Genomic DNA, 26,047 nt, shown 5'->3' on the forward strand with positions numbered 1-26,047 from the left:
CGCGAGGTCTGCGCGAAACCGAATGATGGTTGGTTGCTAGCCCTATAGCAGCATCGCGGTGACATAGTTGGCGTTGCCGAACGGTACGGCATCCTCGTCGTCGGGGTATGAGAAGCCGTCAGCTTCAAGGAGCTCTTTGCTTGTCTGTGAGGACACTTGCCAGCCCAACCGGCCAAGGTGCTCGATCACGTGGCTGCGTTCGCCGTGGTAGATGAGGTCGGCGACATCGAGGTCGTGGCCGGACTTCTTCATTTGCTCGGCAACGCTCTGGGCGCGTGCGCCAAAAAACACGCTCATGTCGGGGACGTACTCGGTGGCCATCGTGCTTCCCGGCCCGCTGAGCTCGGTTACGTTCTCAAACAGGCGGCCCAGCGCTTCGGGCGGCAGATAGATCAACAGACCTTCCGCGATCCAGGCAGTCGCCTTGCTGCGATCGAAGGCATTGTCTAATAACGCCTTCGGCCAGTCGTCGCGAAGATCGATACCGATGGCTCGCTGGACCGCCCTTGGTTTTACATGCAGATCGGCCAGCGTAGCGGTCTTGAAGTCGATCACTGCGGGCTGGTCCAGTTCGAAGACGACAGTTTCCTTAGGCCACCACAATCGGTAGGCGCGGGTATCCAGTCCCGCCGCGAGAATCACCGCCTGACGCACGCCTGACGCAGCCGCATCGTTGAACAGCCGGTCGAAGAATCGGGTGCGCACCGTTATGGCGTCGACCGATCGCCGCACGGTGGATTCCGGATCCTCTTGGGACTCAATGCTGCCGTCAACGAGCCGGATCGAGTAGTGGTGACCCGCGGCTCGCACCAGCGGCTCGGCGAATGGGTCATCGATCAGCTTGTCGCGATGTGCTAACGCCCGCTGGGCGGCCACCATCGTCGCGGTGGCGCCCACGCTCGACTTCAAGTCCCATCGGTCGTTTTCGGCTCGGGCCATTTGTAACCTTTGATCTCGAATTACATTGACAGCAAAGCTTTTTTGGAGCACATCCGAGGCTTCGCCAGGAAATCTTCCGGAGTCACAGCCCGTGACTGTCGGCTGCCAGGAATAAGGGACCAGCTCGGCGCCGGTTTTGCCATGAGCATGGGACCACCCGATTGCCAGTGATGGGACCATCTGGCTAGCTGTTTTGCCAGTTATGGGACCACCCCGGCGTGGCGTTGGGGGCTTCCGGTTGCTCGGCCGCTGTATTGGCCGAATGAGCTACCGGGAGGTGTCGGTGATCGAAGTCAGGGAGATGCTGCGGTTGTGGCTGCAGGGTCATGGGTTGCGCGAGGTGGCCCGGTTATCGGGCACGGACCGCAAAACGGTGCGCCGGTATGTGGACCGCGCCCGCGCGTGCGGGCTGGACCGTGACGGCGACGGGTGTCAGTTGACCGACGAGCTGTTGGCGGCGGTGATCGCCGGCGTGCGGCCGAGTCGGCCCAACGGCAAGAGCCAGGCCTGGGAGACCATCGCCGCCCAGCACGAGCAGATCAAGGCGTGGCTGAAGCAAGACTTGACTCTGACGAAGGTGCACACGCTGCTTGGGCGTCGGGGCGTGGTGGTGTCGTATCGAACGTTGCATCGCTATGCCACAACGGAATTGGGGTTCGGGATTCGGCAGGCCACGGTGCCGGTGGCCGATTGCGAGCCCGGTGCTGAACTGCAGGTCGATTTCGGTCGGCTCGGAATGCTCACTGATGCCGCGGATGGCCGCCGGCGGGTAGTGCAGGGGTTGATCTTCACTGCGGTGTATTCGCGGCACATGTTCGTCTGGCCGACCTACCGGCAGACGCTTCACGAGGTGATCGCCGGGTTTGAGGCCGCGTGGGCATTCTTCGGCGGGGTGTTCGCGGTGGCGATCCCCGACAACATGAAGGCCATCGTCGACAAGGCTGATGCGACCGATCCGAAACTTAATGACGCCTTCCGCGAATACGCTCAGGCGCGGGGCTTCGTCGTGGACCCCACCCGCATCCGCAGCCCGCGCGACAAGCCTAGGGTTGAGCGCTGTGTCCAATATGTTCGGTCGAATTTCTTTGCTGGAGAAGACTTTCGGAATCTGAGTGACTGCCGGGCACGAGCCGAGCAGTGGTGTGGGCAGGTGGCGGGGATGCGGATACACGGCACCACTCGGCTGCGCCCGGCCGAGGTATTCGCCACCGACGAGCTACCCCACCTCAAACCGGCACCCGACGAGGTGTTCGACATCCCGACCTGGAGCCGGCCCAAGGTGGCTCCCGATCGGCACGTGCAGGTCGCCAAGGCGCTCTACAGCGTTCCCGGTGAGCTGATTGGGCGCCGGCTGGATGCCCGGGTGGATGCGCGCACGGTGAAGCTGTATTGGCGCGGTGAGCTGATCAAGGTCCATCCGGTCATGGCGCCAGGACGCCGCCATACCGACCCCGCTGATCTACCGGCCGAGGTGTCGGTCTATGCGATGCGAGATATCAACACCTTGCAGCGCAAGGCATCCGCACACGGGCAGCATGTCGGCGCCTACGCGGCGGCGGTGCTGGAGCATCCGCTGCCGTGGACCAAGATGCGCCAGGTCTACCGACTCCTGGGACTGGTGCGCCGCCACGGCGCCGACGCGGTCGATGACGCCTGCCAGCGCGCGCTGGACGCCGAGGTCATCGACGTCGGGCTGATCGAGCGCATGCTTACCCGCGGTGCCGGCGCACAGCTGCCGCTGATCCCGAACCCGCCGCAGGCGTCGCGGTTCGTCCGCGCGGCCACCGACTTCGCGGTGCGCAGGCCCTCATGAGCACAACCCGCCGCCCCGATGCCACCCCCGCGGTCAAGCCGATCGAGGTGTCTGCAGACCTCAAAGCGCTGATGCGCCGCCTCAAGCTCGGCCGCCTGCTCGACACCCTGCCCGAACGGCTCGCGCTGGCACGATCGAATCGGCTGCCACACCACGACTTCCTGGAAATGCTGCTAGCCGATGAGGTCACCCGCCGCGACCGCGAGTCCGCCGCCCGCCGCGCCAAGACAGCACAATTGGATCCGCAGATGCAGCTGCAGGCCTGGGATGACACCGCCGCGGTCAGCTACGACCGCCAACTATGGGCAGAGTTGACCTCGCTGCGGTTTCTGGCCGACGCCTACAACGTGCTCATCATGGGACCGGTCGGAGTCGGAAAAACGTTCCTGGCCAACGCATTAGGCCACATCGCCGTGCGACGTCACCACAGCGTGCATACCGAACGCGCCGACAAACTGTTCAAACGCCTCCGCGGAGCACGGCTAGACGGCAGCTATGAAGACGAGATGCGCAAACTACACCGCGTCGAGCTGCTCATCATCGATGACCTCGCGTTGCACCGGCTTGAGGCCACCGAGACCAATGACTTCTACGAGCTCATCGTGGAACGCCACCGCACCGCATCAACGGTCATCACCAGCAACCGCGAACCACCGGAGATCCTCACCATGATGGCCGACCCACTCCTGGCCCAGTCGGCGATGGACCGGCTCCAATCCGCGGCCTACGAACTCGTCGTCGAGGGCGAGTCCTACCGGCAACGCCAGAAACCCCGTCCTCGAAAGCCGGTCAATTCGGACCAGCCGAATTGACCAGCAGCCAGGTCATCAGTCACCATCACCCCACGGCCAGCAACCGGAAACAACCGGTCCCATGCTCATGGCAAAACGGTGGTCCCATCACCCTGGCAAGCGACACCGTGACCGCAGCCAGTTGTGGGTCGACAACATATCTCGATGACCTTGAGCATCAAATGCCCTCGAGGTCCCACGTCGGCGGCGTCATTCCCCGTTCCACGTATTCGACGACTCGCTGATGCAGCGCTTGCGCCCGCTCGATTGAGTCCGTGGGACAGGTCCAGTCGGCATAGGGTTGACTGCCATACGCAGAAACATGCGTGTCGAAGATTGCCGACGCCTCCGCACCGGCGCCGAAACTGATGTCGAGGCCGAGCCAGAAGGTGTAGACCCAGGCCCCACCTTCGCCCTCCCAGTACCCGACGCAGCAATAGTCGGGATCGCTTCGAAGCTTCGCCCACTCCAGCAACGCGATGGGTTGTACGTCGCGGTTGAAAAAGCGGTCAGCCGTTCGGATTAGAGGTGTCGCCAGTGTGTCAGCTCTGCTCAGTGCCATGTCGAAGCTAAATCCTCAAATCGCTTCAGTGAGAGGATGATTGCACGCTGAAGCCGACCTCTCAGGGGCAAGTCGCTACCTTGACTTCCTTGTCGGGCTGGGGCAAGCCCGCGCCTGGAATGTCAACCATTACCGCGTCAACGCGGCAGGATTTCGTCTCGGTCAGACGTTGACGACCGGCCTGGGTGCTTGACAGCAGGAATAGTGTCCGGCGCTGCGGTCCACCGAGCGTGCAGGCGTTTGCACTGCGCCCAGCCATGTCGACGCGATCCGTGACCCTGCCGCCCTCGAGGACCCGCAAGAATTGGTGCGCCGCTGTCATCGAGGTCCAAACTCCGCCGTCGACATCCAGCGCAATGCCATTGGGAGGTCCAGCGAGTCCGTCAGCGAAGATCCGTCGATCCGACAGGGCCCCATCCTCGCTTACGGCGAAGGCGGTCAGCCGACGGCTCCCCGACTCGGCGACGATCATTGATTCGCCGTCGGAGGTGATGCCCATTCCGCTGGGAATGTCGAGCTCTTCGGCGACAACGGTCTGGCTACCGTCAGGATCGATCCGGACGATCACCCCGCCGCGAACTTGGCATCCGACGTATGCGCGCCCAAGTTCGTCGACGACCATGCCGCCGAGGTTGGCCGGGACGGTGTGGCTCAAATCGGCTTCGGTCGAGACTATTTCACCGTCATATCGCAGTATCCGCCGACTCTCGGTGGAGGCGATTAGCAATGACCCGTCAGGTCGGAATCCTAAACCGGACGGAGCGTGACCAGGGAGAGGCAGTGTGCTCGTTGCTCCGGAGAGATTGACGGTGTGCACCGCCCCACCCGGCGGGTCGGAAAACCACAGCAGGCCCTCAAACCAACGCGGACCTTCACCGAGGCAGAAACCGCTAGCCAGAGGGGTCAAGCTGATCTGGCGCCAAATCTCAATCATGTCGGACATAGTGTATATAATATATCTATCGAGGCGAATTCACTACCATACTCAGCCCTGTATGCCGGTCCGCTAGCGCCGCCACATGTCCTTCCGCAACTCGCGCTGTGCGAACCGTCCACTCAGCCTCACATGGTCCGGTCCCGCTCCGGTGCTCATACTGGCGTGAAGTCGGAGATCAGCCAGCGGCCGTCGATCTTTTCGAGGGTCACCCGGACGCTGGACGCGGTTGCGGTAGGCGCATCGTTGCCGATGATGGTGGTCTGATTGACGAACACCAGCACGACCGCGTGGTTCGCATTGGCTGATATCGAAGCGACGGCAGGGGCATCGACGACTGTCGAAATCTTCCTCTGTTTGGCACCGGGGATGACCACATCGTGGATGAGCTTGGTGTAGGAGTCGCGGAAACTGCCGGTCAGCCGATCGCGGGCCGCGCCCAGGTCTTTGTCTACGGTGTCGGGCCGATAAGAAAGAAGCGCGATTGTGCTGTCCTTCGCGGCCCGCATGGACTCCACCCGTGCATTGTCTGCCGCCCGCGTCGATGCATCTTCCCACTTCAGGAAGGCTGCGGCCATTGCGACCATCAGTACCAGCCCGGGAAGCACCGCGAAAGCAATCGCGCGTTCAAAAGACGCACGACGCTTGGAGCGCGCCTCCGGTTGAGTGGCCTTGGTTTCTGTGTCGTCGTCTTCGCGCTCAATCGCGACATCAGCGTCCCTGGACACGGTGCCTTCGGGCGAACCAGCTGTCTCGACAGGCTGCCCACTGTCGTTGTCGGCGCTGTCGTCATCTACGACGCGTTCGTCAGTCACATCCTCAATTCTGACAAGCATGATTACCTCTATCCGTAAGTCGTGGTCTGCCGGAGTCGGTCATGGGATGAACGCGACGTTGGAGACCTTGGCGCTGTCGCCGATCTTCCGCACGCTCATGCGCATCCGCCAAGCTCGGGGGGCCTGTTCGCCGGCCCCGGCATTCGACGACTTCACCTGAACCGTCACCAGTACCTGAGCCTCGTCACCATTGACGGACTCGAGACCGGCCGACGTGACCGTGCCCGCTGACGTCGACTGCGCCTGCTTGAGGACCTCGATGAAGGGCTGCGACCGCTTCAAGAAGTCGTCGTACAAGGTGCCGGTCGACGAATCCAGGATCCGCTGGACGTCTGCTTCTGCTTCCATGTAGCTAACTGTTGTCAGGTTGACCGCACCTTGCCGAGCGACCTGCAGGAAAAGCTCCCGCTGCTTGGCGGCCTCGTGCCCCTGGTACGCGTGGTAGCCCAGCCAACCGGCCAGTGCGCCCAGCGTCAGCATGGCCGCAATTCCGAAAGCCAAGGCCAGCCGCACGCCGGAGCGCGGGCCTTTGCTGGTTGCGACAGCCTCGCCATCTTCGGCGAACTCGGAGTCGCCGCTGCCATTCGCTTCGTCTGTGCTTTCGCTGGCCGTCGTCGCTATCTCGCCCTCACCGGCTGCCGGCGCCTCGGCAGTCTCAGTGGCAACCTCGCCATCACCAGTTGACGAATCTTCCTCGGCGCCAACGGGCTTGGACGGGGACCCGCTCAGTTCCCCGTCGGCGGTATCAGCAGGTCCTGCCATTTCTTCTCCTTTGGTGCAGTCTGGGCTAGGTTGGATTGCTTGTACACCCTCCCGTCAGGCCCGATATATGTACCGGTAGCCGGGTCGTGCTGAGCAAACGCGAGCGGCGGCGGGGGCGCCGGCGGCGGGGATGGTGCCGCTTGTGGCGGGGATCCCGGCGGCAGCTGGGGAATGTCCTGACCGGACAGGGTGGCGTTCGGGTCGCCTTTCCAGTTCAGGCCGTCATTGAGCGGAACGTAGTTCTCGTCGCTCTCGCACAGCTTGACCGTTGGGGCGCGCTTGCCCGGACGTGTCTCGCACGGTGTGTTGCGCACCCCGCGGACGTTGAACGGCGAGTCCTGCGGTATTCGGCAGTACAAGTCGCCCTCGGGTCGATCCGGAGCGTCCACCTCGGTGGGCGATCGCATTTGCTGGGCGGGCAAGAACCCGGTGGTACACGCCGGCGGAAGGTTGAGGTTGAGGTTGAAGTCCAGATAGGCACCCCGGTAGGCCTGCTTGGTGTTCCGGTTGGGCACGACGAACGCCTCCAGGATCCCGGTGGCCTGGGGCAGCAGGACCAGCAACTGCTCGAGGTCATTGCGATAGGTGATGCCGACATCGGCGACGCTGACCAAGTTGGCCAGGAGCAGTGGCAGCGAGGGCTGCAGTCGCTCGAAGAGCGCGCGCGCTTCGCCGGCAGCCGGCGCGCCCTTGGTGAGGACGCCGTTCACCGCGCTGTCTTCTGACTGCAACTGCCGGGTGATCACGGCCAAGTGTGCCGCCCATGCCCGGACTGCGTCGGAGGTTTGCGTCTGCGAGTCCAGCACCGGCTGCGACTGGTCGATCACCGTGGTCAACGCGTCGAGGTTGGTGCGGGCATCGATGGCCAGGGTGGTCGAACCGTTGACGAACCGCCGGATTTCGGGACCCAACCCGCCGACGGCCGCATACGCCTCGTCGACAGCTGTCTTCAGGTTGTCGCGCGGAATCGCCTGCAGGCCACGGTTGGTCGCATCCAGCAAGTTGTTGATGTCCGGTGGCACCGTCGTCCGGCTCGCCGATATGACGTCGCCGTTCTTCAGCGGTCGGGATGCCCCGTCGCGTGGTATCAGGGCGACGTATTGCTCGCCGACCGCGCTTTCGCTGTGCACCTGGGCCTCGAGATCGGAAGGGATCGCCACGTCGGACCGCAGTGACAGCACGGCTTGCACACCGGAGTCAGTGAGACTGACAGATTCGACGCGCCCGACCTCGATGCCGCGATAGGTCACGTTGCCTCGCGCGTACAACCCTCCCGACTCGTGCAAGTCGAGGGTGACGGTATAACGATCAACGCCCAACATCGCCGGCAACCTGACATAGTCGACGAGCATGAACCCGGCCGCGACCACTGATACCACGATGAAGATCGCCAGCTGAATCTTGATCCGTCGAGTGGTCACGTCAGCGACCCTGATCGAAGTGGTAGGGGACGATCAGAGGATTGGCAGCGGTATACGGGCTGGGCATCTGCCCTATCGTGCGGCCCCATTGCATCTCCAGCTGGGTCAGGTTGCCCTCCCAACGGGTGCCGGTGAAGATGCCCGAGTCGATACGGCTGAGCGTGAGGTCGATGATGAGCGTGAGGTTGGCGTAGTCGCCGCGGAACCAGTTGTCGATCGTCTCGTTCGGCCACGGGTAGGTCAGGTAGAAGCTCAATGAGCGGGTCAGCGCCGGGCCGGCGTTGGCCAGCGACTCGAGCACCGGCCCGAGCTGGTGAAGCTCCTTGACCAGGGCGTCCTTGGTTAGGTTGGCTGATTGCGCAGCCAGAGCGCTGAACCTGCCCAGCTGGTCGACCGCTTGTGCCAGGTTGTCCCGCTCGTCCCTGAGTACGCTCAGCGCATCGGGGATCGTCCGCAGCGCCCTGTCCATCACCGGCTTCTGATCGGCGAACTGACCGACGAGATTATTGAGACTGTCGGTGGCGTGGATGATGTCGTCAGTCTGTTTGTTGAGATGCGCGATGAACGTGTCGAGTTGTTCGATGAGGTTCCTGAGGTCCTTTTCCCGGCCGGCGAAGGCCGTGCTGAAGGCCCTGGTGATGTCTTGAACCTGGGCGAGCCCGCCCCCGTTGAGCAGAGTCGATATCGCGGCCAGCGTTTGCTCGGTGGTCGGGTAGGTGGAGCCGGACGACAGCGGAATGAGTGACCCGTCATGGAGTCTTCCCTTCGGGGCGACATCGGTCGGCGGCGCCAGCTCGATGTGCAGCGAGCCGAGAAGGCTGGTCTGGCCCACCTTGGCGGTCGCGTTGGCCGGCAGGTTGACGCCGCCGTTGACCCGCATCGTCACCAGTGCGTGCCAACCCTGGCGCTCGATTTTGGTGATGTGGCCTACGTTCACGTCACCCACGCGGACCAGGGAATTCTGCTGGATGTTCGTCACGTCGGGCAGCTGAGCCTTGATCTCGAACGAGCCGGGGCCGTTTCCCTGGGTTCCAGGAAGCGAAAGCGAGTTGACCCCTCGCCAACCACAGCCGGACGCGACGGCCATCAACAACACCGACAACACCAGAGCGGCAGCGACGCGACGCCGGCGGGTTCGCATCACGAGTCCCCTCCAGGCGGCACCATCATCCCGGGCAGGCCCTGGGCCGGATTTGTCGCAACCGCACCCGGGGGCGTTACGGGCGCGATGTCCGCCGGCGCGCCCGCACCGGGGGGTGGACCCTGGTCGGCAGCCAACGGAGCGCCGCCCGCCGGTGGTGCGGCCGGCGGCGAGGGCGGTTGCGGCGGAACGTAATCCGGACGCAGCCAGTCCTCGCTATAGGTGATCTCATTGGGCCGCGCCGCCGTGCCGACGAAGGGGTTCAAGCCGAGCGGAGGGAAGTTGTACTGCCGGTTCTTGATGATGGGTGCCAGGTATTGCACGCACAGCTTTGCCGATTGCTCAGCGCCCAGGCGCGATGCCGCCTGTATGGCGCCGCACAAGAACGAGATCGGGTCGGCGAAGTTGCTGAAGGCCGCGATACCTGTCAAAGCGCTCTGTGCGGGCTGATAGATGTTGGTGAAGTTCTGAAAGGCGTTGGGGCCGATGTGCAGGATTTCCTTGACGGTGTCGAGGCTGTCGACGACCGCGTTCGTCACCGACGCCAGCTTGTCTGACGTCGTTCCCAGCGATTCACGGTTTTCGGCCACGAAACCCTGGACGTCGCCGACGGCTGTGTCCAGATCGCGGATCGCGTTGGCAACCTTGTTCGGCTCGTTGGCGAACAGCGCGGTCACCCCCGCGAGGTTGGTGTTCAACTGTTTGAGCAGGTTCGTGCTGGATTGCAGCGCCGATACCACGATCGACAGATTCTTGACGGTGCCGAAGATGTCGGTGCTGTGATCGCCTAACGCCGAAAACGCTTGCGACAGTTTGATGATGGTGTCGCGAATGTTGGCGCCCTGGCCGCGCAAGTTGTCGGCGGTGGTGTCGATTAAGGCGCCCAGTGTGCTGACGCCGCCGGGTTGGGTGGGCTGCAGCGAATCGGTCAGCTTCTGCAACTGGGTGCGCAGGTCGTCCCACTCGACCGGGACGGCCGTGCGGTTCTGGGGAATGACCGCGCCGTCGTGCATCGCCAGGCCATGGGTGTACGCGGGTGTCAATTGGATGGCCCGCGCTGTGACCAGAGACGGCGACACGATGACCGCGTCGGCGTCGGCGGGCACCTTGTACTTCGCGTTGATCCAGAATTCAACCTTGACGTGCTGGGGGTGCGGCTCGATCTTGTCGATCTTTCCTACAGACACGCCGAGGATGCGCACGTCGTCACCGGCGTACAGCCCGTTGGCGTTGTCGAAATACGCAGTGATCCTGGTCCGGTCGGCTGCATCGGCGGATCGCAGCGCGACCACAAACCCGGCGATCAGCGTGATCGCCAGGCCGATCGCAAGGCCGATCCTCGCGCGTGAGCGGGTCACTGTCCTCCCTCCGCGGGCGCTCCGGGCGTGGTGGGGACGGGCGTTGGCGCATATCCGGCCGGAGGGCCGGGCGGTGGGCCGCCCGGTGGAGGAGCCGGTAGGGGCGGGCGATAGGGATAACGGGGGTCGCCGGGATTGCCGGTGATGGCGTCGGGCAGCGTCAGCCTCGGCTCGCCCCCCTGACCGGTGCGTGGGTAGGGGACGGGCAGCGGCGGCGTGCCCGGCTGGCCGGTGTGTGGATCGTGCCGTTGAGACGGCAACAGCACGTTGGGATCCAGACCCAGGTCGGAGAACGCCGCATTGATGAAGGGCTGCAGGAATTGACCCGGTATCAGATTGCCCAGATACGCTTTGAAGAAGGGGCCGGAGGTTACCGCTTCACCTAGTCCCATCGCGTATTTCTCGAGCAGCTTGAGGCTCTGCTTGACCTGGTCCTTGTGGTTGTCGACGATGGTCAACACGCCGTTGAGTTTGTCCAGCGCCGGCCGCAGCGTTGCGCGATTTTCGGCGACGAATCCGGACAGCTGCTTGGAAAGTACGGAGATATTGCCCGAAAGGCGTTCCAGCGCATCGCTTTCTGTTCGTAATTGAACCAACAGCGCGTTCGTGTTGGCGATCAGGCTGACAACTTGGTCGGTCCGCTCGGAGAGCACCCCCGTCACCTTGTTGGCGTTCGCCAGCAGGTTCCGCAGTTGGGCGTCGCGCCTGTTCAGCGTCTCGGAGAAGCGTGCCACCCCTTGCACCGCGACCTGTAAATCCGGTGGAGTGTCCCGGAAGGTTTGTGCCAGCGTCTGCAGGGCATCGGACAGCTGGGACGTGTTCAGACCGCTGATCGTGGTGGTCAAATCCCCCAGCGCGTCAGGCAATTGATATGGCGCGGTGGTGCGGTCCACCGGAATCGCACCCTTCAGCCTGCCTTCTCCACGCGGGGTGACCTCGAGGATCTTCGCGCCGAGCAAGCTCTTGGTTTTGATCGCCGCCTCGGTACGGTCGCCCAGCCTGATCTTCTTGTCGACGTTGAATTTGATGAGCACCTTGTTGCCGTCTAGGTCGACGCTGGAAACCTGACCCACCCGGAATCCGGATACCTGTACCGCGTCCCCGCCGTGCAAGCCTCCTGCCTCGGCAAAATACGCTTCGTATTTGTTGCCACCGGACAAAAACGGCAATTTGTCGTACTGCAGTGCCGCCAGCATGACCCCGGCGGTCAACGCGACACCGATCGCTCCGATGGCCAGTGGACTACGTTCCGCGAAGGATTTCATTTGGGCGTGCACCGCCCGGTGCTCTGGCTTGCCAGCTTCACGAACACGGGCTGGCCGCCCTTGCCGTTGACCTTCAGGATCAGGTCACAGAGATAGAAGTTGAAGTAGTCGCCGTAGATGCCCTGCCTGGCGAGGAGCCGGTACTTGTCGGGAAGCTTGTCGAGCAAGGTATTCAGGTAGTCGTGGTCGGCGACCGCGATGCCCGCGGTCCTGTCGCCCTCATGGACGACCTTGGTTAGTGGCGGCCGGGCCTGCGACAGCAGGTCCGCGACGGTTCCTGCCGCCCCACTGGCGTTCGCCAGGCCGTTGCTGATGTCTTTCTTACGGGCCGCGAGGCCCCCGACCAACTCGGAAAGCGAAGTGACCGCCTTGTCGAACTGTTGGCTTTGGTCACCGAGCGAACCCAGGACGACGTTGAGATTGGTGATGACTTGCCCGATCAGCTGGTCCCGGTCTGCCAGGGTATTGGTGAGCGCAGTGACCTGGGTGAGGAACGAGCCGATCGTCGCACCCTGCCCTTGGAAGGCTTGCACCAATTGGCCGCTGAGCGCGTTGACTTGATCGGGATCCAGTGCGCGGAACAGCGGCCGAAAACCGCCTATCAGGGCGTCCAGATCTAGCGCGGGCTCAGTCTGCGACACGGGGATTGTCTGGCCAGGTTTGAGCCGGTCGACACTGCCGGCGCCTTCCTCGAGCGCCATGTATCGGCCGCCGATCAAGTTCTCGTAGCGGATCGCGGCCCTGGCGCCTTTGGTCAGGACCACCGAGTCGTCGGTCGAGAATTCGACGACCGCAACGGTGTCGTCCTTGATCGAGATGTTCTTCACCTTGCCGACCTCGACACCGGCGATCCGGACGAAGTTGCCCTCCGCCAGGCCGGTCACATTCTTGAACTCGGCTTTGTAGGTGGTCTGCGCCTCGAAGCGAAGTTGGGCGAACACCGCCAGCAGCACGAACGTCCCCAGCCCACACACCGTCAGGAATACCGCGAGGCGCCAGATGACACCGCGCAGGTTGTCTCTCATGTTCGGTCCTCGCAGTCGTCGGTCAGGGTGTTGGCGGGGGTTCCGCGCCGGTCGCCGGCGCCGCCGGTGCCGGCTCGGGAGCTGGCGGTGGGGGCGGCGGAACCCCCGGATAGAGCGGCGTCCCGTCCGGGCCGTACAGCGGCGCGCCGTACGGTGGCGCACCCGGGTAAGGCACCGGGCCGATGGCCGGGGGTTTCACCCCACGGATGCTGGGCGGCTCCGGCACAGCCCTAGTAACGGGGAAGTAGTCGATCCACCACGGGTGCCCGATACCCGGGTTCGGCCGGACGTCGAGGCCGGTGCCCCAACCGGTGTTGGTCACCAGATAGCGCACCGGAAAGTTCTTGCTGGCATCCGGCAGCGATCCGCACCCGGGCTTACCGCCAGGTCCGCCCTTGGCAGCAACGATCGGCAAGTTGTCCGGATATTTGTAAGGGTCGTCACCGAATAGCAAGCCCGCGTCGGTGATCACCGAATAACCGTTCAGGCCGCCGGTTTCCTCCCAGCCGCCGTTTTGCAGGAGCCACAACCCGCCCTGCAGCGTGCAGGTGTACTCCGGGTTGTACTTCAACAGCAGGTCGGTCGTGGGCTCCAGCAAATCGATCGAGCGAATCAGGTTGTTCTCGGTGGGCCCGAGCAGGTCGCTGCCGGCCCGCGAGAACCCGATGGTCGCCAGCAGCAGGGCATCGAGTTCGGAGGCCTGAGTGGTGATGGTGCTGCTGGTGGTGCTTGCGGAGTCGAGAACTGTGAGGATGTCGTGGGCGGCCGCGCTGTAGGTCTGGCTGAATTCCGCAAACGAGCGGAAGTCCTGCCGTACGGCGTCCATCCGCGGGTTGACCGCCTGCAGCACCTGGTCGGCATCGGTGGTGGCTTCGCCGATGCGCTGCCCCTGGCCGCGCACCCCCTCGGCGAGCGCGCCCAGCACCGCGTTGAGTTTGGCCGGTTCGATCTGCTTCAGCACCCCGACAAGGTTCTGGAACACCGTGTTCACCTCGGTGCTGACGTTGCTCGACCGCAGCACCGCCCCGGCGGCCAGCCGCTGTGGGCTGGGGTGGTCCGGATAGATGAGGTCGACGTACTTCGAACCGAACGCCGTCGTGGCGCGGATCTGCGCCTCCACATTGGCCGGGATGCGTTTGATCTGATCGGGGTCGATCTCCAGCTTCAAACTCGCCGGTCCGTTCCCGCCTGTCACCGCCGCGACCCGGCCGACTTGAACGCCGCGCAGTTTGACCTTGGCCCCGGTCTCCATCACCAGACCCGAGCGATCGGAGGTCAATGTGACCGGGACGTATGACCGGAATGTTCCGCCGAACAACGCCGAGCACACCCAGACGAAGCACACGACACCGACGATCAGCATCAAAGTCCACCAGGCCGGCGCGCTGACAACTCGCCGCACGCGCGTGAAAATCCGGCGAGTGCGGTCCTCCCCTGTACTGGCAGCCATCTTTCTACCCAGAGAAGTTCAAGCCGCCGGACTGGCCATAAATCGCCAGCGAGACAAACAGGGTCACGAATACCGCGGAAACCAGCGAGGTACGTACCGCCCGGCCGACCGCCTCGCCCACCCCAGCCGGCCCACCAGATGCGGTGAAGCCATAGAAGGTGTGCACGAGCATGACGACGATGGCCATGCATAAAGCCAGAAAGAACGACCAGACCAGATCGGTGGGATTGAGGAACGTGTAGAAGTAGTGGTCGTAGACGCCCGCCGACTGGCCGTAGACCGCGGTGGTACCGAAACGGGCGGCCAGGAACGACATCAATACCGCGACGCAGTACAGCGGAATCACCACGATCATCCCGGCGAGAACCCGCGTCGACGCCAGGTAGGGAATCGATCGGATTCCCATCGCCTCGAGCGCATCGATCTCCTCATTGATCCGCATCGCCCCCAGCTGCGCGGTGGCACCGGCGCCGATGGTCGCGGACAGGCCGATGCCGGCCACCAACGGTGCGATGAGACGTACGTTGACGTAAGCGGAGATGAAGCCGGTCAGGGCCTCGACGCCGATGTTGGCAAGAGAGTTGTAGCCCTGGATCGCGATGATCGAGCCAGCCGCCAGAGTCAAGAAGCCGACAATCACCACGGTGCCGCCGATGATCGCCAGGGCGCCGGTGCCCAGGCTCATCTGTGCGATCAGCCGCACCACTTCTGACCTGTAATTCGCCAGAGCAGTCCCGGATGCGCCGAGGGTCTTGCCGTAGAACTGTGTCTGGGCTCCGACGCGGTCCCAGCCGTAGACCAACTTCGTCACCAGCCGGCGTAGCTGGGGATACAGCGTGCTGGGAACGGCGAGGCTCACATTGTCGCCTTGACGCCGACTGCGGTCACCACGACGTTGATCACGAACAGTGCCATGAACGCATACACGACGGTCTCGTTGACCGCGTTGCCGACTCCAGCCGGTCCCCTTTCGACCGAGACGCCCTTGTAGCAAGCGATCAGGCTGGCGGCCAGGCCAAACAACGCGGCCTTGGCAAGCGCGACGATCATGTCGGGCAGGCCGACCAGTAGCGTCAGGCTCGACGCGAACGCGCCCGGTGTGACGTGTTGGATGAACACCGAGAAGAAGAAGCTGCCGGTCAAGCCGACGAGGGTCACAGACGAGGACAGCGCCAATGCGACCACGGTGGCGGCCAGCACCCTGGGCACCACAAGGGCTTGGACCGGGTTGATCCCCATTACTCGCAGCGCGTCGAGTTCTTCGCGGATGGTGCGGGCTCCGAGGTCTGCGCACATCGCCGTGGCGCCTGCCCCAGCGACCACGAGTACCGTCACCAAGGGGCCGATCTGCGTGACCGCACCCAGCGCCGCGCCGGACCCGGAGAGGTCGGCCGCGCCGAACTCGCTCAGCAGGATGTTGAGCATGAAGACGATCAACACCATGAACGGGATCGACAACATCAATGTGGGCAGAATCGACACTCGCGCCACGAACCATGTCTGATGCAGCAACTCCCGCCACGCGAACGGCCTTCGCGGCATCAGGAACAACGCATCGAGCGCCATCGCAAAAAAACCGCCGATCGCGCTCAGCGGCTTGGAGACGCCCTGCGCATAGACCACGATCGAACCCCCTCCCGCATACTCGCAGTTCATAGCATCGGCCGCTTGCTTCGACATGGCGATACTATATATCTGATTCTCGGGTGCCTAGAGGTGCCGACTGGAAATTGGTTGTCCCAGGAGCCGGAGGCGGACAGCGATACATCCACCGCACGCTGGCATAGAAAGCAGGACGCCGAGGTTGCCGTCCGGATCGGGTGGCAACCTCGCGCTCGCGCCGCCAGTTCTACTGACGACTCCCAGGTCCTGCGGGTAGGCGGCTTATGATGGCGGAGCTCAGCGGAATGCAGAATAAAATATCATATTCATCCTATCGGAAGGAATGCGCCGGGCGATGACGAGGTTCGCGGTGCTGGTGAAGCAGATTCCTGCATTCGAGGAGATGGCGCTCGGTCCGGACGGTCGTCTAGTTCGCGATGGCGCTGCGCTGGAGATGAGCGCCTACTGTCGCCGAGCGGTGAGCAAGGCGGTCGAACTCGCAGCCGGCGAACCCGGTTCGTCCATCGTGGTCTTCACACTCGGTCCCCCGGTCGCCGAGGATGTCCTGCGGGAGGCACTCGCGTTGGGCCTCAAACGCGGTGTCGAGATACGAGGGGTCCTTGCCACCGACCCTGCATTCGCGGGAAGCGACACTATCGCGACCGCACGCGTGCTTGCCGCGGCCATCGAGCGCGAAGGGCCGTTCGACCTCATCCTCACCGGAAAGAACTCACTCGACGCGGACACAGGACAGGTTCCGCCGCAGCTCGCTCAGCTTCTCGATCTCCCATTCGCGGCCGGAGTCAAGGTTCTCGCCCTCGACGGGTGCGTGCTCACCATCGGTTGTGAACACGATGACGGCTGGGTAGATGCCGAGGTGAGATTGCCGGCCGTTCTATCGTGCGCGGAGCGGCTGTGCGACCCCGCGAAGGTGGCGCCGGAGGGGCGCTCCGCCGTGCCGGCCGCGGCGATCCGTGCTATCTGCGCCACCGAGCTGGGACCGGGGCCATGGGGCGCAGCGGCCAGCTTGACTGTGGTGGGCGAGGTCCGGCGAGTTGCGGCGAACAGGGGACGTCAGCGCGATGCCGACGCCCCGATCGCAGCGCAGGTCCGGGACGCTGTCCGCACGCTGCGCGATCGAGGCGCGCTGGACGCTGGCCAGGTGCCCACCCCTCCGGTCCTCGGAACCACCGGCGGCGACGGTCCGGTAGTCGCCGTCCTCGCTGAGCCGGGCCATGCTGCGCTGAGTCAGGAATTATGCGGTGCCGCAGCGCGATTGGCGGCTTCGCTGTCCGGCTGCACCGTTCTGCTGACTCCCGATGAGCTCGGCGCCGCTATGGCCGGTTCCTGGGGCGCCGACCGGCTTGTGCTCATTCGCGGAGCCGAAGCAGAAGAGGACATCGCGAGCGAGGTCGCACACTGGACACGCGCTGAGCAGCCGTGGGCGATCCTGGCCGGTTCGACTGCGTGGGGTCGCGAGATCGCCTCACGCGTCGCCGCCGCAGTGGGGGCCGGGCTGACCGGCGACGCCGTCGACTTGGAGGTCAGCGACGGACGATTGGTCGCCTGGAAGCCGGCATTCGGTGGGTCACTGCTCGCCGCGATCACCGCAACGTCGCCCGTGCAGATGGCTACCGTCCGCGCCGGTGTGCTGCCGCGCCCGCAGCCTCGCACTCACGTAGCCGACGTTGCCTCGATCGTCGCGAAACCGCGCAGGCGACTGGTTATCCGGCTGCGGCGGCAGGAGGACTCACTGGAGCGCCTGGGTGAGGCCGGTGTCGTAATTGGAGTCGGCGCCGGAGTAGCACCCGAGGAGCTACACCGTCTTGAGGTACTGCGCGAGCTGCTCGGCGCCGAGATCGGCTGTACCCGCAAGGTCACCGATCACGGGTGGATGCCGCACTCCTGCCAGATCGGGATCACCGGGCGATCGATCTCGCCGCGCCTCTACGTCGCCATCGGCACAAGCGGCAAGTTCAACCACATGGTGGGAGTGCGATCGGCAGGTATGGTGCTGGCGATCAACCCCGATCGGAACGCCCCTGTGTGGGACCACGCCGACGTGGGCATCGTCGCTGACTGGCGCGACTGCATCGACGCGCTGGAAGAGGAGCTCCGGCGCGTGATCGAACCCCGCTCGACGCCGGTCGAGGCTTGACGCGCATCGGTCAGCATCCGGATTCAGGGCGAGGTGGCGCGCTCGAACACGCGACACGCGACGATTTGCGCAGAGTGGGCGGAGTTGCAGCCGTGCAACTCCGTACCACCCCGCCTACTGCGGGAGCTGTCGAGAAGAACCGCTTACACGGCAGCAGGAGTCGGCGCCCCCTCGACAGCCTCCAGAGCGAGCCGGTCGATCTCATTGACCATGAGGGCGAACGTCTCGAAGCCGACCCTGGCTCCCCACAGCATCTGCTCCTGGGTGTGGAGGTCAGCACCGTACTTGGACAGCAGCTCGAGTTCGCCGCCACCGTGGAACTGGTCTTTGTATTGATGCAACGCGGCGAACAGCAGGTCGTCGCCCGGAATCCCGAGCCGCTCCGGCAAAGAAGACGACATGGCGGCCGTGGCGGCCTTGAGCTGCTCCGGCGTCATCATCTTCGCCCGCAGCTCAATTGCCGGCTTGGAGTTCATGATCTCCAGCCCCGCGATTGCGGCATAAGCCGCCTCCCAGGGGAGGGTCCGGGCCAGGTCGTCGAGTGCCAGGACGCAGGTCTGAATAAGCGGACTGGGAGGCGTCGCCGCGACTTCCTCGCGTGAAATGCCGCAGGCCTCGACCTCCTCGTAGAGCACGTCGACATGGCAGCGGCCGTTGGCGTCCTCGTCGCCGACCTCCTCGTCGACACAGTCCTGGATGATCTCGCGGCGCACGTCCTGGTACGGGCAGCGCGACGCCACCTCGAGCAGCCAGCTCGGGAACCGCCACGCGAAGAACGAGAAGTACTTCATCGCGGTGGCGTGATACAGCCGCGCCTGCGTCTGGTCATAGTGCTCTGGAATCGCGAACGGCCGCTTCATGTATTTGGCCGCTGTCACGACGATGGTCTCGACCAGTTGGGCCTGGAACTCCTCGGGCGAAATGTCACTGGTCCACTTGGGCGCGCCCCGATCCCGGCCGTCATACGGCAATCCCGTCATCGCATTCCTTTCGTCGCGCCGAGTGGGTGGTCAGCACCTCGGCTCCAAGTCGGCTGACTGTGTATCGTATCGCTACAAATATAATATTAAATTTGCAATACCGGTCAAGTCCGTAGCGCCCCTCCCCTGCCATCCGCTGACGCCCGGAGCCACCTGATGAAACTCATATGCATCGAAGAGCACGCCATCGATCGACCGATCGCGCAGGCGGCACGACCCGCGCTGCAACGCGAAGCCCCATACATGGGCCTGCAAAGATCGCCCGACGCGCTCCCCGAAACACGCCCGGCCGACCGGCCGAGCCTGGTTGAGTTCAGCGAAGCCGTGGAGTTGGCCGACGATCTGGGGGACGGGCGAATCCGGGACATGGACCAACACGGGATCGACATGCAGATCGTGTCTTACAGCAGCCCAATCCAATTGGTGCCGGCGGCAGAAGCCGTGTCGATCGCCCGGGCCGCCAACGATCGGCTCGCAGCGGCGGTGACGGCGAATCCAAGCCGGCTGCGCGGGTTCGCCGCGTTGCCCTGGCAGGACCCCCAAGCCGCGGTCGATGAGCTCGACCGTGCGACCGGCGAACTTGGCCTGCGAGGAGTGATGCTCGCGGGCCGCCCCGGCGAGACGTTCCTCGACGATGCGCGTTACGCGCCGGTTTTACAGCGGCTCAACGACCTCGGGTTGCCAATCTACCTGCACCCGTTCTACCCGCTGCCGCAGGTACAGCAGGCGTACTACGCGGGGTTTCGGCCGGAGGTGAGCGCGATGTTCTCCCTGGGCGGATGGGGCTGGCACCACGAAGCCGGCATTCACGTGTTGCGCCTGATCTTGGCGGGGGTCTTCGAGCGGTACGGAGACCTCCAAGTCATCAGTGGCCATTGGGGCGAGATGGTCCCGTTCTATCTGCAACGCCTCGATGACCTGCTGCCACCCAAATTCACCGGTCTGTCCACGACGATCAGCGACACCTACCGCAACCACGTCTGGATCACCCCGAGTGGCATGTTCGACGAACCACATTTCGAGTTCATCCGCGCGGTCATCGGTATCGACCGCCTCATCTGGTCGGTCGACTACCCCTACCTAACCCTCGACGGGACCCGGAAGTTCCTGGAGAACTTGCCCGTCACCGACGACGAGGCGCACCAGCTCGCGCACCGTAACGCCGAGCGCCTCTTCCGCCTGTGAATCATGCAATCCACTGAAAAGGCTTGCAGCTCAGAGCCTTAGCTGCTATTTACGCCTTCGCGCCGGCCCGGGGTGAACGAAACAGGCATCGACGTAAGCGCGTTCAAGAAGTTCGTCTCGAGGCGCGTGACCGGTCCGGCGAACTGCATGTCCGGCACCCGCCGTACCAGTTCCTCGAAGAGCACACGCAATTCGAGTCGCGCGAGCGCAGCGCCGATACAGAAATGCGCTCCACCCCCACCGAAAGCCTGGTGCTGTGGCTTCTCGCGAGACACATTGAAGATTTCCGGGTCCTCGTTTACCGCCGGGTCCCGGGACCCGGCCGCGTACCACATGACGACACGCTCGCCCTCGCGGACCGGGTGTCCACCGACTTGCGTGTCGCACTGGGCAACGCGGGCGAAGTACACCACCGAGCAGACCCAACGCAACATCTCCTCGACGGCGTTGGACATAGCGCCGGGGTTGGCGATCAGCTTCTGCCGTTCGCTTTCGTGTTGCATCAAGGCACGCATGGCGCCGGAGGCGGTGTTCCGCGTGGTGTCGTTGCCGGCGAACATCAGCGTGGCGAAGAAGAACGTCACTTCGTCCTCGGTGAGGCTTTCGCCATCGATCTCGGCCGCCAGCAGAAGAGAGATGAGGTCCTCAGTCGGGTTGGCCTTTCGGGCTGCCGTGAGCGCTGCCAGGTAGGCACCCATCTCGAAGATCGCACCAAGTCCCAACTCTTTATCGGCCGTTGCCTGCGCGAGTGACACCGTGTTCGTCCATTCGAACAGCTTCGGACGGTCGCTCTGAGGGACACCGAGCAGGTCGGCAATCACACGAAGCGGCAGCTCGACGGCGATGTCTTCGACGAAGTCGCAGCTGCCCCTCTCGATCACGTCGTCGAGCAGCTCGGTCACCGTGTTGCGGATGTGGCCCTCTCGTCGGGCCACCAGCCTGGGAGTGAACACGCCGTGGACGACTCTGCGTTGCTTCCCGTGCTCGGGGTCGTCCATGCCCAGGAGGATCTGCCGCAGCGCATCGAGTGGCACGGCCCCGCCTTCGCTCGTGGTGAACACGCCCCCGCGAGCCGATGAGAAGGTGTGCGAGTCGCGACTGATGGTTGCGATGTCCGCGAAGCGGGTGAAGGACCAGAAACCCGGTTCGCTACCGCGCAGCGCATTCCAGTGCGGAGCCGGCAGCGCGCGCATCTGCGCAAAGATCTCGTACGGCGGACCGTCTTTGAAGTAGGAAAGGTCGGTGAGATCGACCTTTGACAGGTTCAGGTCGGTGTCCGACGTGGTCGTCATGACGAAGTCCTTCCGTTAGTCCACCGTAGATTATCTTGTATATTATTGTCGCACTGACCGACCAAGGGAATCCATCATCGAACCACGTTTAACAGGCCGGGTTGCAGTGGTCACCGGCGGCGCGAGCGGAATAGGTAAGGCCACCACCCTGCGCATGTGCGCGGCGGGCGCTCGGGTCATGGTCGGGGACGTCGACGAAGCGGCGGCCGAGCAACTGCTTTCCGATGCCGCGATGGCCGGGCATGCCGAGAACGTCCGCTTCCGGCGCACCGACGTCTCGGCGGAAGATGATGTCGCCGCCCTGATCGCCGCCGCGGTCGCCGAGTTCGGCGACCTGCACGTCATGTTCAACAACGCGGGTGTTTCCGACACCCTGGACCCGATCGTGGAGGTACCCGTCGAGCACTGGGACCGGGTGTTCGCCGTCAACGCCCGCGGGGTGTTCCTCGGCATCAAGCACAGCGCGCGCGCGATGCTGGCGGCTGAGCACGGCGGCGCCATCGTGAACACCGCTTCGATCGACGGGTTGTCGGCCTCCTCTGGCTTCCCTTCCTACTCCGCCGCGAAGGCCGCCGTCATCAACCTGACCCGGGTGGCGGCCGTCGAGCTCGCGCCAGCCCGTATCCGCGTCAACGTGATCTGCCCCGGCGGTGTCCTGACGCCGATGCTGGCCCGCGGTGACGTGGAGGGCGCGCGGACGTGGCTCGAGAAACTGCAGCCGTGGCCGGAGGCGGGCCTGCCGGAGGATGTGGCCGCCGTGGTCGAGTTCCTCGCCAGCGACGATGCCCGTTTCATCACGGGTGAGTCGGTCACCGTCGACGGCGGATTGATGGCCGGGGGCGCCCGGCTCGTGGACAAGATCCGCGCCCGATTGCAGGCCGGGGCTGCCGCGTCGGGGACAACATCGGAAGAGGTGAGCAGATGACGGATCAGCTGACGACGGCGCACATCCGGGGCCTGACCGAGGGTGAAGCCGCCGGCATCGAAGTGTTCGACAAGCCGCAGGCAGGCTCGTGGACCGCGTCGTTCGGACTGGAAACCGGCCCGGTGTCATTCCGTGACTCGTTCGACCCCGCGTTCTACGAGCTGGAAAAGGAGGCGGTGTTCCGGCGATCCTGGCTGAACCTGGGACGTGTCGAGCAGCTCCCGAGAAAGGGCAGCTACTTCACCAAGGAGCTCAAATTTCTCGGCATCTCGGTGATCGTGCTGCGGGGCATGGATGACCAGATCCGCGCCTTCCACAATGTCTGTTCGCACCGCGGCAACCGGCTGATCTGGGACGACTACCCGGACCGAGAGACCCGCGGCATGTGCCGGGCGCTGTCATGCAAATACCACGGCTGGCGCTACAGCCTCGACGGCCAGATCGCCTACGTCCACAACGCGCAGGAGTTCTTCGACCTCAAGCCCGAGGAGCTCGCGCTGCCGAAGATCCACCTCGACACCTGGGCCGGCTTCATCTGGATCAACCTCGACAACGAACCCCGGCAGAGCCTGCGCGAGTTCCTGACGCCCACGGTGGCCAGGCTGGAGACCTACCCGTTCGAGAAGATGACGCAGACCTACGTCTTCGAGTCCGAGGTCGAAGCGAACTGGAAGCTCTTCGTGGACGCCTTCCAGGAGGTCTACCACGTGCCCTACGTGCACGGAAAGCTGAACAACCCCGCCGCCGAGCAGACCGGAATCGACAAGATCCCGTTCATGATTCCGTACTGGGCGCCCTACGGTAAGCACCGGCTGTTCACGTCCGTGGGCCCGCTCGGCAACGTCAACCTGCGGGTCCGCAAGGCGGCCGACGCACTGTTTCAGGCCGGCTTGCTCGGCACCGACTACACCCCCGACGTAGGCCCGCTGGGCGAGGGCGTCAACCCGGGCGGCATCGACCGGTGGGGTGCGGACTCGTGGCAGATCTACCCGAACTTCGTGATAGTCACCTGGAATCGCAACCACTACTTCACCTACCACTACTGGCCGCTGAGCCCGACGCGACACAAGTTCGTCTGGACGGTGAATTTCGTGCCGCCGACCACCACCCGCGAGCGGCTGGCCCAGGAACACGCGGCGATGGTGATCCGCGAGGGAGGCCTGCAGGATGCCGCCACGCTCGAGGCGACCCAGATGGGGATCGCGTCGGGTGCCCGCAAGAAGTTCTTCCTGTGCGACCAGGAGGTCGCCATCCGGCACCTGCACAGCGTGGTGCAGGACGACGTGGCCGCCTACAGCCGGGAGGTCAACCCAACTGGAGGCGTTCGATGACGGCCGCGACCGCGCTGCTACCCGAGCAGTTCGCCGACATGGAGCCCTTCGCCCGAATCTGGTCGCTCGAGACCGGCCAGCAGCGCTGGGAGCAGCGGTTGGGCAGCACCATGCCCCAGCTGCAGGCTTTCTACGACGCCGTCTTTCCCCGCGCCGAGGCGATCATGGAATACCTCGATCCCCTTCCGCTCGACGACCTGCCTGATCAGGCGCTCAACCTGATGCGGATGCTTTACTCGTTGAGCATCGTGTCGATGGCCACCGACCTGTTCAAGCAACCCAAGACTCCCGATTCGGGTGCCACCTACCTCGATTGGGTGACCGAACCGATCCCCTGAGTCAGCCGTTTTGCGTAGGCCTCGAACCACGCCAACGAATCAGGGTCGGCGAGCGAGCTGCGGCTCGCGACGGCATCGGCCGCAGCGCCCGTCAGGATTCTCTTCACGGGTACCTCGAGCTTCTTACCCGAGAGCGTGCGCGGGACCGTCGGTACCCGCTCGATCACGTCGGGGACGTGGCGGGGCGACAGCTGCGCTCGCAGCGCAGCGGCGATCTCGGCTCGGTATGTGTCGCCGAGCTCGACTTCGCTTGCCGTGCTTACGAATAGCACCAGGGTGCCCATCGACCCGCCGTCGCCCTCGAGGTGCACAACGAGCGAGTCGCGCACCCAGGGCAGCTCCTCCACCACGGCGTAGAAGTCGGACGTGCCCAGCCGCACACCACCCCGGTTGAGGGTGGCGTCGGAGCGGCCGGACAGCACCGACGCGCCGTCGTCAGCGAACGTGATCCAGTCGCCGTGGCGCCACACGCCCGGGTAGGTGGAGAAGTAGGCGGCCCGCAGCTGCTCACCGTCTGGGTCGCCCCAGAACTTGACGGGCATGGACGGCATCGGCTGTGTGATCACCAGCTCGCCTTGAACGCCGGCCGGGCAGGGGCGGCCGTCCGGGTCGTAGGCGGTAGCGGCCACCCCGAGCATCCGGCAGGTGATCTCGCCGGCCCGCACGGGCAACAGCGGCGTGGACCCGACGAAGGCGGCGGCGACATCGGTGCCCCCGCTCATCGAGCACGGTTGCACGCCCGCGCCGAGCACGGCGCACACCCAGCGAAAGCCGTCCGGCGGCAGGGGTGCGCCGGTCGAGCCGAGAGCCCGCAGCCGGTGGGCGGGCGGGCGCACGCCTGCTTTGCGCGAGGCCATGATGAACGGCGCGCTGACCCCGAAGACGTCAAGCTCGGTCTCGGCGGCCAGCCGCCATAATGTCGACAGGTCGGGATGGCCCGGGTCGCCGTCGAACAGCACCAGGGTCGCCCCGACGAGCAGGCCTCCCACCAGATAGTTCCACATGGTCCAGCCCGTCGTGGTGAACCAGCTGAGCCGGTCGCCGGGCGACAGGTCGTGGTGTAGGGCCATCGTTTTGAGGTGCTCGATGACGATGCCGCCGTGCCCGTGCACGATCGGCTTCGGCAGGCCGGTCGTCCCAGAGCTGAACAGCACATGGAGCGGATGGTCGAACGGGACGGCCTCGTAGGCCATGGGTTCGTGGTGGGCGAGCAGCCGACCCCAGCCGTCGGCCCACTCGCCCAGGTAGCGCAGGCGGACCGTGTGCCGCAGCGTCGGGAGGGCCGCCTCGATGGCTGCGACCTCGTCGTGGCGGTCGACGCGGCGCGCGCCGTAGCGGTAGCCGTCGACGGCCAGCAACACCTTGGGCTCGATCTGGGCGAACCGATCGATCACGGCGCGCGTGCCGAACTCCGGCGCGCAGGCGGCCCAGGTCGCGCCCAGGCTGGCGGTGGCCAGGTACGCGATCAGTGTCTCGGGGATGTTGGGCGCGTAGGCGCACACCCGATCACCGCGGCCGACGCCCAGCCGGAGCAGGCCGGCGCGGCAGCGTGCCACGGCGTCGCGCAACTCGGCCCAGGTCAGCTCGCTTTCCGCGCGCGTCTGGCTGCGTGCCACGATCGCGACGCTGCCCGGCCGCTCGTCGGCATGCGCCAGCGCGTGCTCGGCGAAGCTCAGCGTGCCGCCCGGAAACCACTTCGCTCCGGGCATCGTGCGGGTCGCGAGCACGGCTAGCGGTGGTTGATGCCACCGCACGCCCGCCCAGTCGGCCAAGCACCCCCAGAACGCGTCGAGATCATCGACCGACCACTGCCACAGGTCGGGATAGCCGCGAAACGTCAGCCCGTGTTCGTCGCGCAGAAACGTCAGGAAGTGACCGACCTGGCTGCGCTGCATCACGTCTGCCGGCGGCGACCACACCACCTCGGGCCGCGCCACCT

At 64.7% G+C, this 26,047-nt stretch carries 23 protein-coding genes; 7 read left to right on the top strand and 16 right to left on the bottom strand.

Annotated elements, in window-relative coordinates; translation table 11 throughout:
• Window positions 1-42 precede the first annotated feature (42 nt).
• Complete coding sequence (locus KXD96_RS20850) at window positions 43-939, bottom strand: class I SAM-dependent methyltransferase (protein ID WP_260739415.1); 897 nt, start codon at window positions 937-939, stop codon at window positions 43-45.
• Window positions 940-1,201: 262 nt separating this feature from the next.
• On the opposite strand from KXD96_RS20850, the gene istA reads away from it, so the two are divergent.
• Both istA and istB read left to right on the top strand, forming a co-directional pair.
• A complete protein-coding gene (gene istA / locus KXD96_RS20855; protein WP_260737107.1) occupies window positions 1,202-2,752 on the top strand; it encodes an IS21 family transposase in 1,551 nt (516 codons plus the stop codon).
• Window positions 2,749-3,564, top strand: a complete 816-nt coding sequence (gene istB / locus KXD96_RS20860) for an IS21-like element helper ATPase IstB (RefSeq protein ID WP_260737101.1) — start codon at window positions 2,749-2,751, stop codon at window positions 3,562-3,564. The genes istA and istB overlap by 4 nt, the downstream gene beginning before the upstream one ends.
• Before the next feature lie 157 nt (window positions 3,565-3,721).
• Here istB and KXD96_RS20865 read toward each other — a convergent pair whose 3' ends face one another.
• The 12 genes from KXD96_RS20865 to KXD96_RS20920 all read right to left on the bottom strand — a co-directional run bounded on the left by KXD96_RS20865 (window position 3,722) and on the right by KXD96_RS20920 (window position 15,953).
• A complete protein-coding gene (locus tag KXD96_RS20865; RefSeq protein ID WP_260739417.1) occupies window positions 3,722-4,105 on the bottom strand; it encodes a hypothetical protein in 384 nt (127 codons plus the stop codon).
• Between the two features lie 61 nt (window positions 4,106-4,166).
• Window positions 4,167-5,039 (bottom strand): SMP-30/gluconolactonase/LRE family protein, encoded by an 873-nt coding sequence (locus tag KXD96_RS20870; RefSeq protein ID WP_396878867.1) that lies wholly within the window; start codon window positions 5,037-5,039, stop codon window positions 4,167-4,169.
• Window positions 5,040-5,194: 155 nt separating this feature from the next.
• Entirely contained in the window at window positions 5,195-5,854 is a 660-nt protein-coding gene (locus KXD96_RS20875; RefSeq protein WP_260739419.1) for a hypothetical protein, read from the bottom strand.
• A 60-nt stretch (window positions 5,855-5,914) separates the two neighbouring features.
• Window positions 5,915-6,637 carry an Mce protein gene (locus KXD96_RS20880; protein ID WP_260739421.1) on the bottom strand — a complete coding sequence of 241 codons (723 nt, stop codon included), beginning with the start codon at window positions 6,635-6,637 and terminating at the stop codon, window positions 5,915-5,917.
• Entirely contained in the window at window positions 6,601-8,058 is a 1,458-nt protein-coding gene (locus KXD96_RS20885; RefSeq protein ID WP_260739423.1) for an MCE family protein, read from the bottom strand. The genes KXD96_RS20880 and KXD96_RS20885 overlap by 37 nt, the downstream gene beginning before the upstream one ends.
• A gap of 1 nt (window position 8,059) precedes the next feature.
• Window positions 8,060-9,199: a virulence factor Mce family protein gene (locus KXD96_RS20890; RefSeq protein WP_260739426.1), complete on the bottom strand. Its 1,140-nt coding sequence runs from the start codon at window positions 9,197-9,199 to the stop codon at window positions 8,060-8,062.
• Window positions 9,199-10,557 carry an MCE family protein gene (locus KXD96_RS20895; RefSeq protein ID WP_260739427.1) on the bottom strand — a complete coding sequence of 453 codons (1,359 nt, stop codon included), beginning with the start codon at window positions 10,555-10,557 and terminating at the stop codon, window positions 9,199-9,201. The genes KXD96_RS20890 and KXD96_RS20895 overlap by 1 nt, the downstream gene beginning before the upstream one ends.
• Entirely contained in the window at window positions 10,554-11,822 is a 1,269-nt protein-coding gene (locus tag KXD96_RS20900; protein ID WP_260739429.1) for an MCE family protein, read from the bottom strand. Before KXD96_RS20900 ends, KXD96_RS20895 begins: the two co-directional genes overlap by 4 nt.
• Window positions 11,819-12,847 (bottom strand): virulence factor Mce family protein, encoded by a 1,029-nt coding sequence (locus KXD96_RS20905; RefSeq protein WP_260739430.1) that lies wholly within the window; start codon window positions 12,845-12,847, stop codon window positions 11,819-11,821. Before KXD96_RS20905 ends, KXD96_RS20900 begins: the two co-directional genes overlap by 4 nt.
• A 22-nt stretch (window positions 12,848-12,869) precedes the next feature.
• Entirely contained in the window at window positions 12,870-14,210 is a 1,341-nt protein-coding gene (locus tag KXD96_RS20910) for an MCE family protein (RefSeq protein ID WP_260745480.1), read from the bottom strand.
• Between the two features lie 91 nt (window positions 14,211-14,301).
• Window positions 14,302-15,156 (bottom strand): ABC transporter permease, encoded by an 855-nt coding sequence (locus tag KXD96_RS20915; RefSeq protein WP_260739432.1) that lies wholly within the window; start codon window positions 15,154-15,156, stop codon window positions 14,302-14,304.
• Window positions 15,153-15,953: an ABC transporter permease gene (locus tag KXD96_RS20920; protein WP_260745481.1), complete on the bottom strand. Its 801-nt coding sequence runs from the start codon at window positions 15,951-15,953 to the stop codon at window positions 15,153-15,155. Before KXD96_RS20920 ends, KXD96_RS20915 begins: the two co-directional genes overlap by 4 nt.
• Window positions 15,954-16,254: 301 nt before the next feature.
• Here KXD96_RS20920 and KXD96_RS20925 point away from each other — a divergent pair, with 301 nt between their 5' ends.
• Complete coding sequence (locus tag KXD96_RS20925) at window positions 16,255-18,057, top strand: FAD-binding protein (protein WP_260739433.1); 1,803 nt, start codon at window positions 16,255-16,257, stop codon at window positions 18,055-18,057.
• A 143-nt stretch (window positions 18,058-18,200) separates the two neighbouring features.
• Here KXD96_RS20925 and KXD96_RS20930 read toward each other — a convergent pair whose 3' ends face one another.
• Window positions 18,201-19,037: an iron-containing redox enzyme family protein gene (locus KXD96_RS20930; RefSeq protein WP_260739435.1), complete on the bottom strand. Its 837-nt coding sequence runs from the start codon at window positions 19,035-19,037 to the stop codon at window positions 18,201-18,203.
• A 156-nt stretch (window positions 19,038-19,193) separates the two neighbouring features.
• On the opposite strand from KXD96_RS20930, the gene KXD96_RS20935 reads away from it, so the two are divergent.
• Window positions 19,194-20,222 carry an amidohydrolase family protein gene (locus KXD96_RS20935; RefSeq protein WP_260739436.1) on the top strand — a complete coding sequence of 343 codons (1,029 nt, stop codon included), beginning with the start codon at window positions 19,194-19,196 and terminating at the stop codon, window positions 20,220-20,222.
• 38 nt (window positions 20,223-20,260) lie between these two features.
• Here KXD96_RS20935 and KXD96_RS20940 read toward each other — a convergent pair whose 3' ends face one another.
• A complete protein-coding gene (locus KXD96_RS20940) occupies window positions 20,261-21,514 on the bottom strand; it encodes a cytochrome P450 (protein ID WP_260739438.1) in 1,254 nt (417 codons plus the stop codon).
• 106 nt (window positions 21,515-21,620) lie between these two features.
• On the opposite strand from KXD96_RS20940, the gene KXD96_RS20945 reads away from it, so the two are divergent.
• The 3 genes from KXD96_RS20945 to KXD96_RS20955 are packed head-to-tail and all read left to right on the top strand — an operon-like array spanning window position 21,621 to window position 24,108.
• Complete coding sequence (locus KXD96_RS20945) at window positions 21,621-22,439, top strand: SDR family NAD(P)-dependent oxidoreductase (protein ID WP_260739439.1); 819 nt, start codon at window positions 21,621-21,623, stop codon at window positions 22,437-22,439.
• Window positions 22,436-23,770, top strand: a complete 1,335-nt coding sequence (locus KXD96_RS20950) for an SRPBCC family protein (RefSeq protein ID WP_260739441.1) — start codon at window positions 22,436-22,438, stop codon at window positions 23,768-23,770. Before KXD96_RS20945 ends, KXD96_RS20950 begins: the two co-directional genes overlap by 4 nt.
• On the top strand, window positions 23,767-24,108 hold the full coding sequence (locus KXD96_RS20955; protein WP_260739442.1) for a hypothetical protein: 342 nt from the start codon (window positions 23,767-23,769) through the stop codon (window positions 24,106-24,108). The genes KXD96_RS20950 and KXD96_RS20955 overlap by 4 nt, the downstream gene beginning before the upstream one ends.
• Here the strand turns inward: KXD96_RS20955 and KXD96_RS20960 are convergent.
• The gene (locus KXD96_RS20960) at window positions 24,075-26,045 is read right to left on the bottom strand and encodes an acetoacetate--CoA ligase (RefSeq protein WP_260739444.1); all 1,971 of its coding nucleotides are present in this window, start codon (window positions 26,043-26,045) and stop codon (window positions 24,075-24,077) included. The genes KXD96_RS20955 and KXD96_RS20960 overlap by 34 nt on opposite strands.
• Window positions 26,046-26,047 lie beyond the last annotated feature (2 nt).

This window comes from Mycobacterium sp. SMC-2 (assembly GCF_025263485.1).
Classification (GTDB): Bacteria; Actinomycetota; Actinomycetes; order Mycobacteriales; family Mycobacteriaceae; genus Mycobacterium.

Excerpts from the sequence above, each read along its gene's own strand:
- KXD96_RS20890 (WP_260739426.1), bottom strand. The coding sequence starts at position 9,199 with ATGCGAACCCGCCGGCGTCGCGTCGCTGCCGCTCTGGTGTTGTCGGTG.
- KXD96_RS20865 (WP_260739417.1), bottom strand. The coding sequence starts at position 4,105 with ATGGCACTGAGCAGAGCTGACACACTGGCGACACCTCTAATCCGAACG.
- KXD96_RS20925 (WP_260739433.1), top strand. The coding sequence starts at position 16,255 with ATGACGAGGTTCGCGGTGCTGGTGAAGCAGATTCCTGCATTCGAGGAG.
- KXD96_RS20900 (WP_260739429.1), bottom strand. The coding sequence starts at position 11,822 with ATGAAATCCTTCGCGGAACGTAGTCCACTGGCCATCGGAGCGATCGGT.
- KXD96_RS20950 (WP_260739441.1), top strand. The coding sequence starts at position 22,436 with ATGACGGATCAGCTGACGACGGCGCACATCCGGGGCCTGACCGAGGGT.
- istB (WP_260737101.1), top strand. The coding sequence starts at position 2,749 with ATGAGCACAACCCGCCGCCCCGATGCCACCCCCGCGGTCAAGCCGATC.
- KXD96_RS20850 (WP_260739415.1), bottom strand. The coding sequence starts at position 939 with ATGGCCCGAGCCGAAAACGACCGATGGGACTTGAAGTCGAGCGTGGGC.
- KXD96_RS20880 (WP_260739421.1), bottom strand. The coding sequence starts at position 6,637 with ATGGCAGGACCTGCTGATACCGCCGACGGGGAACTGAGCGGGTCCCCG.
- KXD96_RS20935 (WP_260739436.1), top strand. The coding sequence starts at position 19,194 with ATGAAACTCATATGCATCGAAGAGCACGCCATCGATCGACCGATCGCG.
- KXD96_RS20910 (WP_260745480.1), bottom strand. The coding sequence starts at position 14,210 with ATGCTGATCGTCGGTGTCGTGTGCTTCGTCTGGGTGTGCTCGGCGTTG.
- istA (WP_260737107.1), top strand. The coding sequence starts at position 1,202 with ATGAGCTACCGGGAGGTGTCGGTGATCGAAGTCAGGGAGATGCTGCGG.
- KXD96_RS20940 (WP_260739438.1), bottom strand. The coding sequence starts at position 21,514 with ATGACGACCACGTCGGACACCGACCTGAACCTGTCAAAGGTCGATCTC.
- KXD96_RS20870 (WP_396878867.1), bottom strand. The coding sequence starts at position 5,039 with ATGATTGAGATTTGGCGCCAGATCAGCTTGACCCCTCTGGCTAGCGGT.
- KXD96_RS20930 (WP_260739435.1), bottom strand. The coding sequence starts at position 19,037 with ATGACGGGATTGCCGTATGACGGCCGGGATCGGGGCGCGCCCAAGTGG.
- KXD96_RS20920 (WP_260745481.1), bottom strand. The coding sequence starts at position 15,953 with ATGAACTGCGAGTATGCGGGAGGGGGTTCGATCGTGGTCTATGCGCAG.
- KXD96_RS20955 (WP_260739442.1), top strand. The coding sequence starts at position 23,767 with ATGACGGCCGCGACCGCGCTGCTACCCGAGCAGTTCGCCGACATGGAG.
- KXD96_RS20905 (WP_260739430.1), bottom strand. The coding sequence starts at position 12,847 with ATGAGAGACAACCTGCGCGGTGTCATCTGGCGCCTCGCGGTATTCCTG.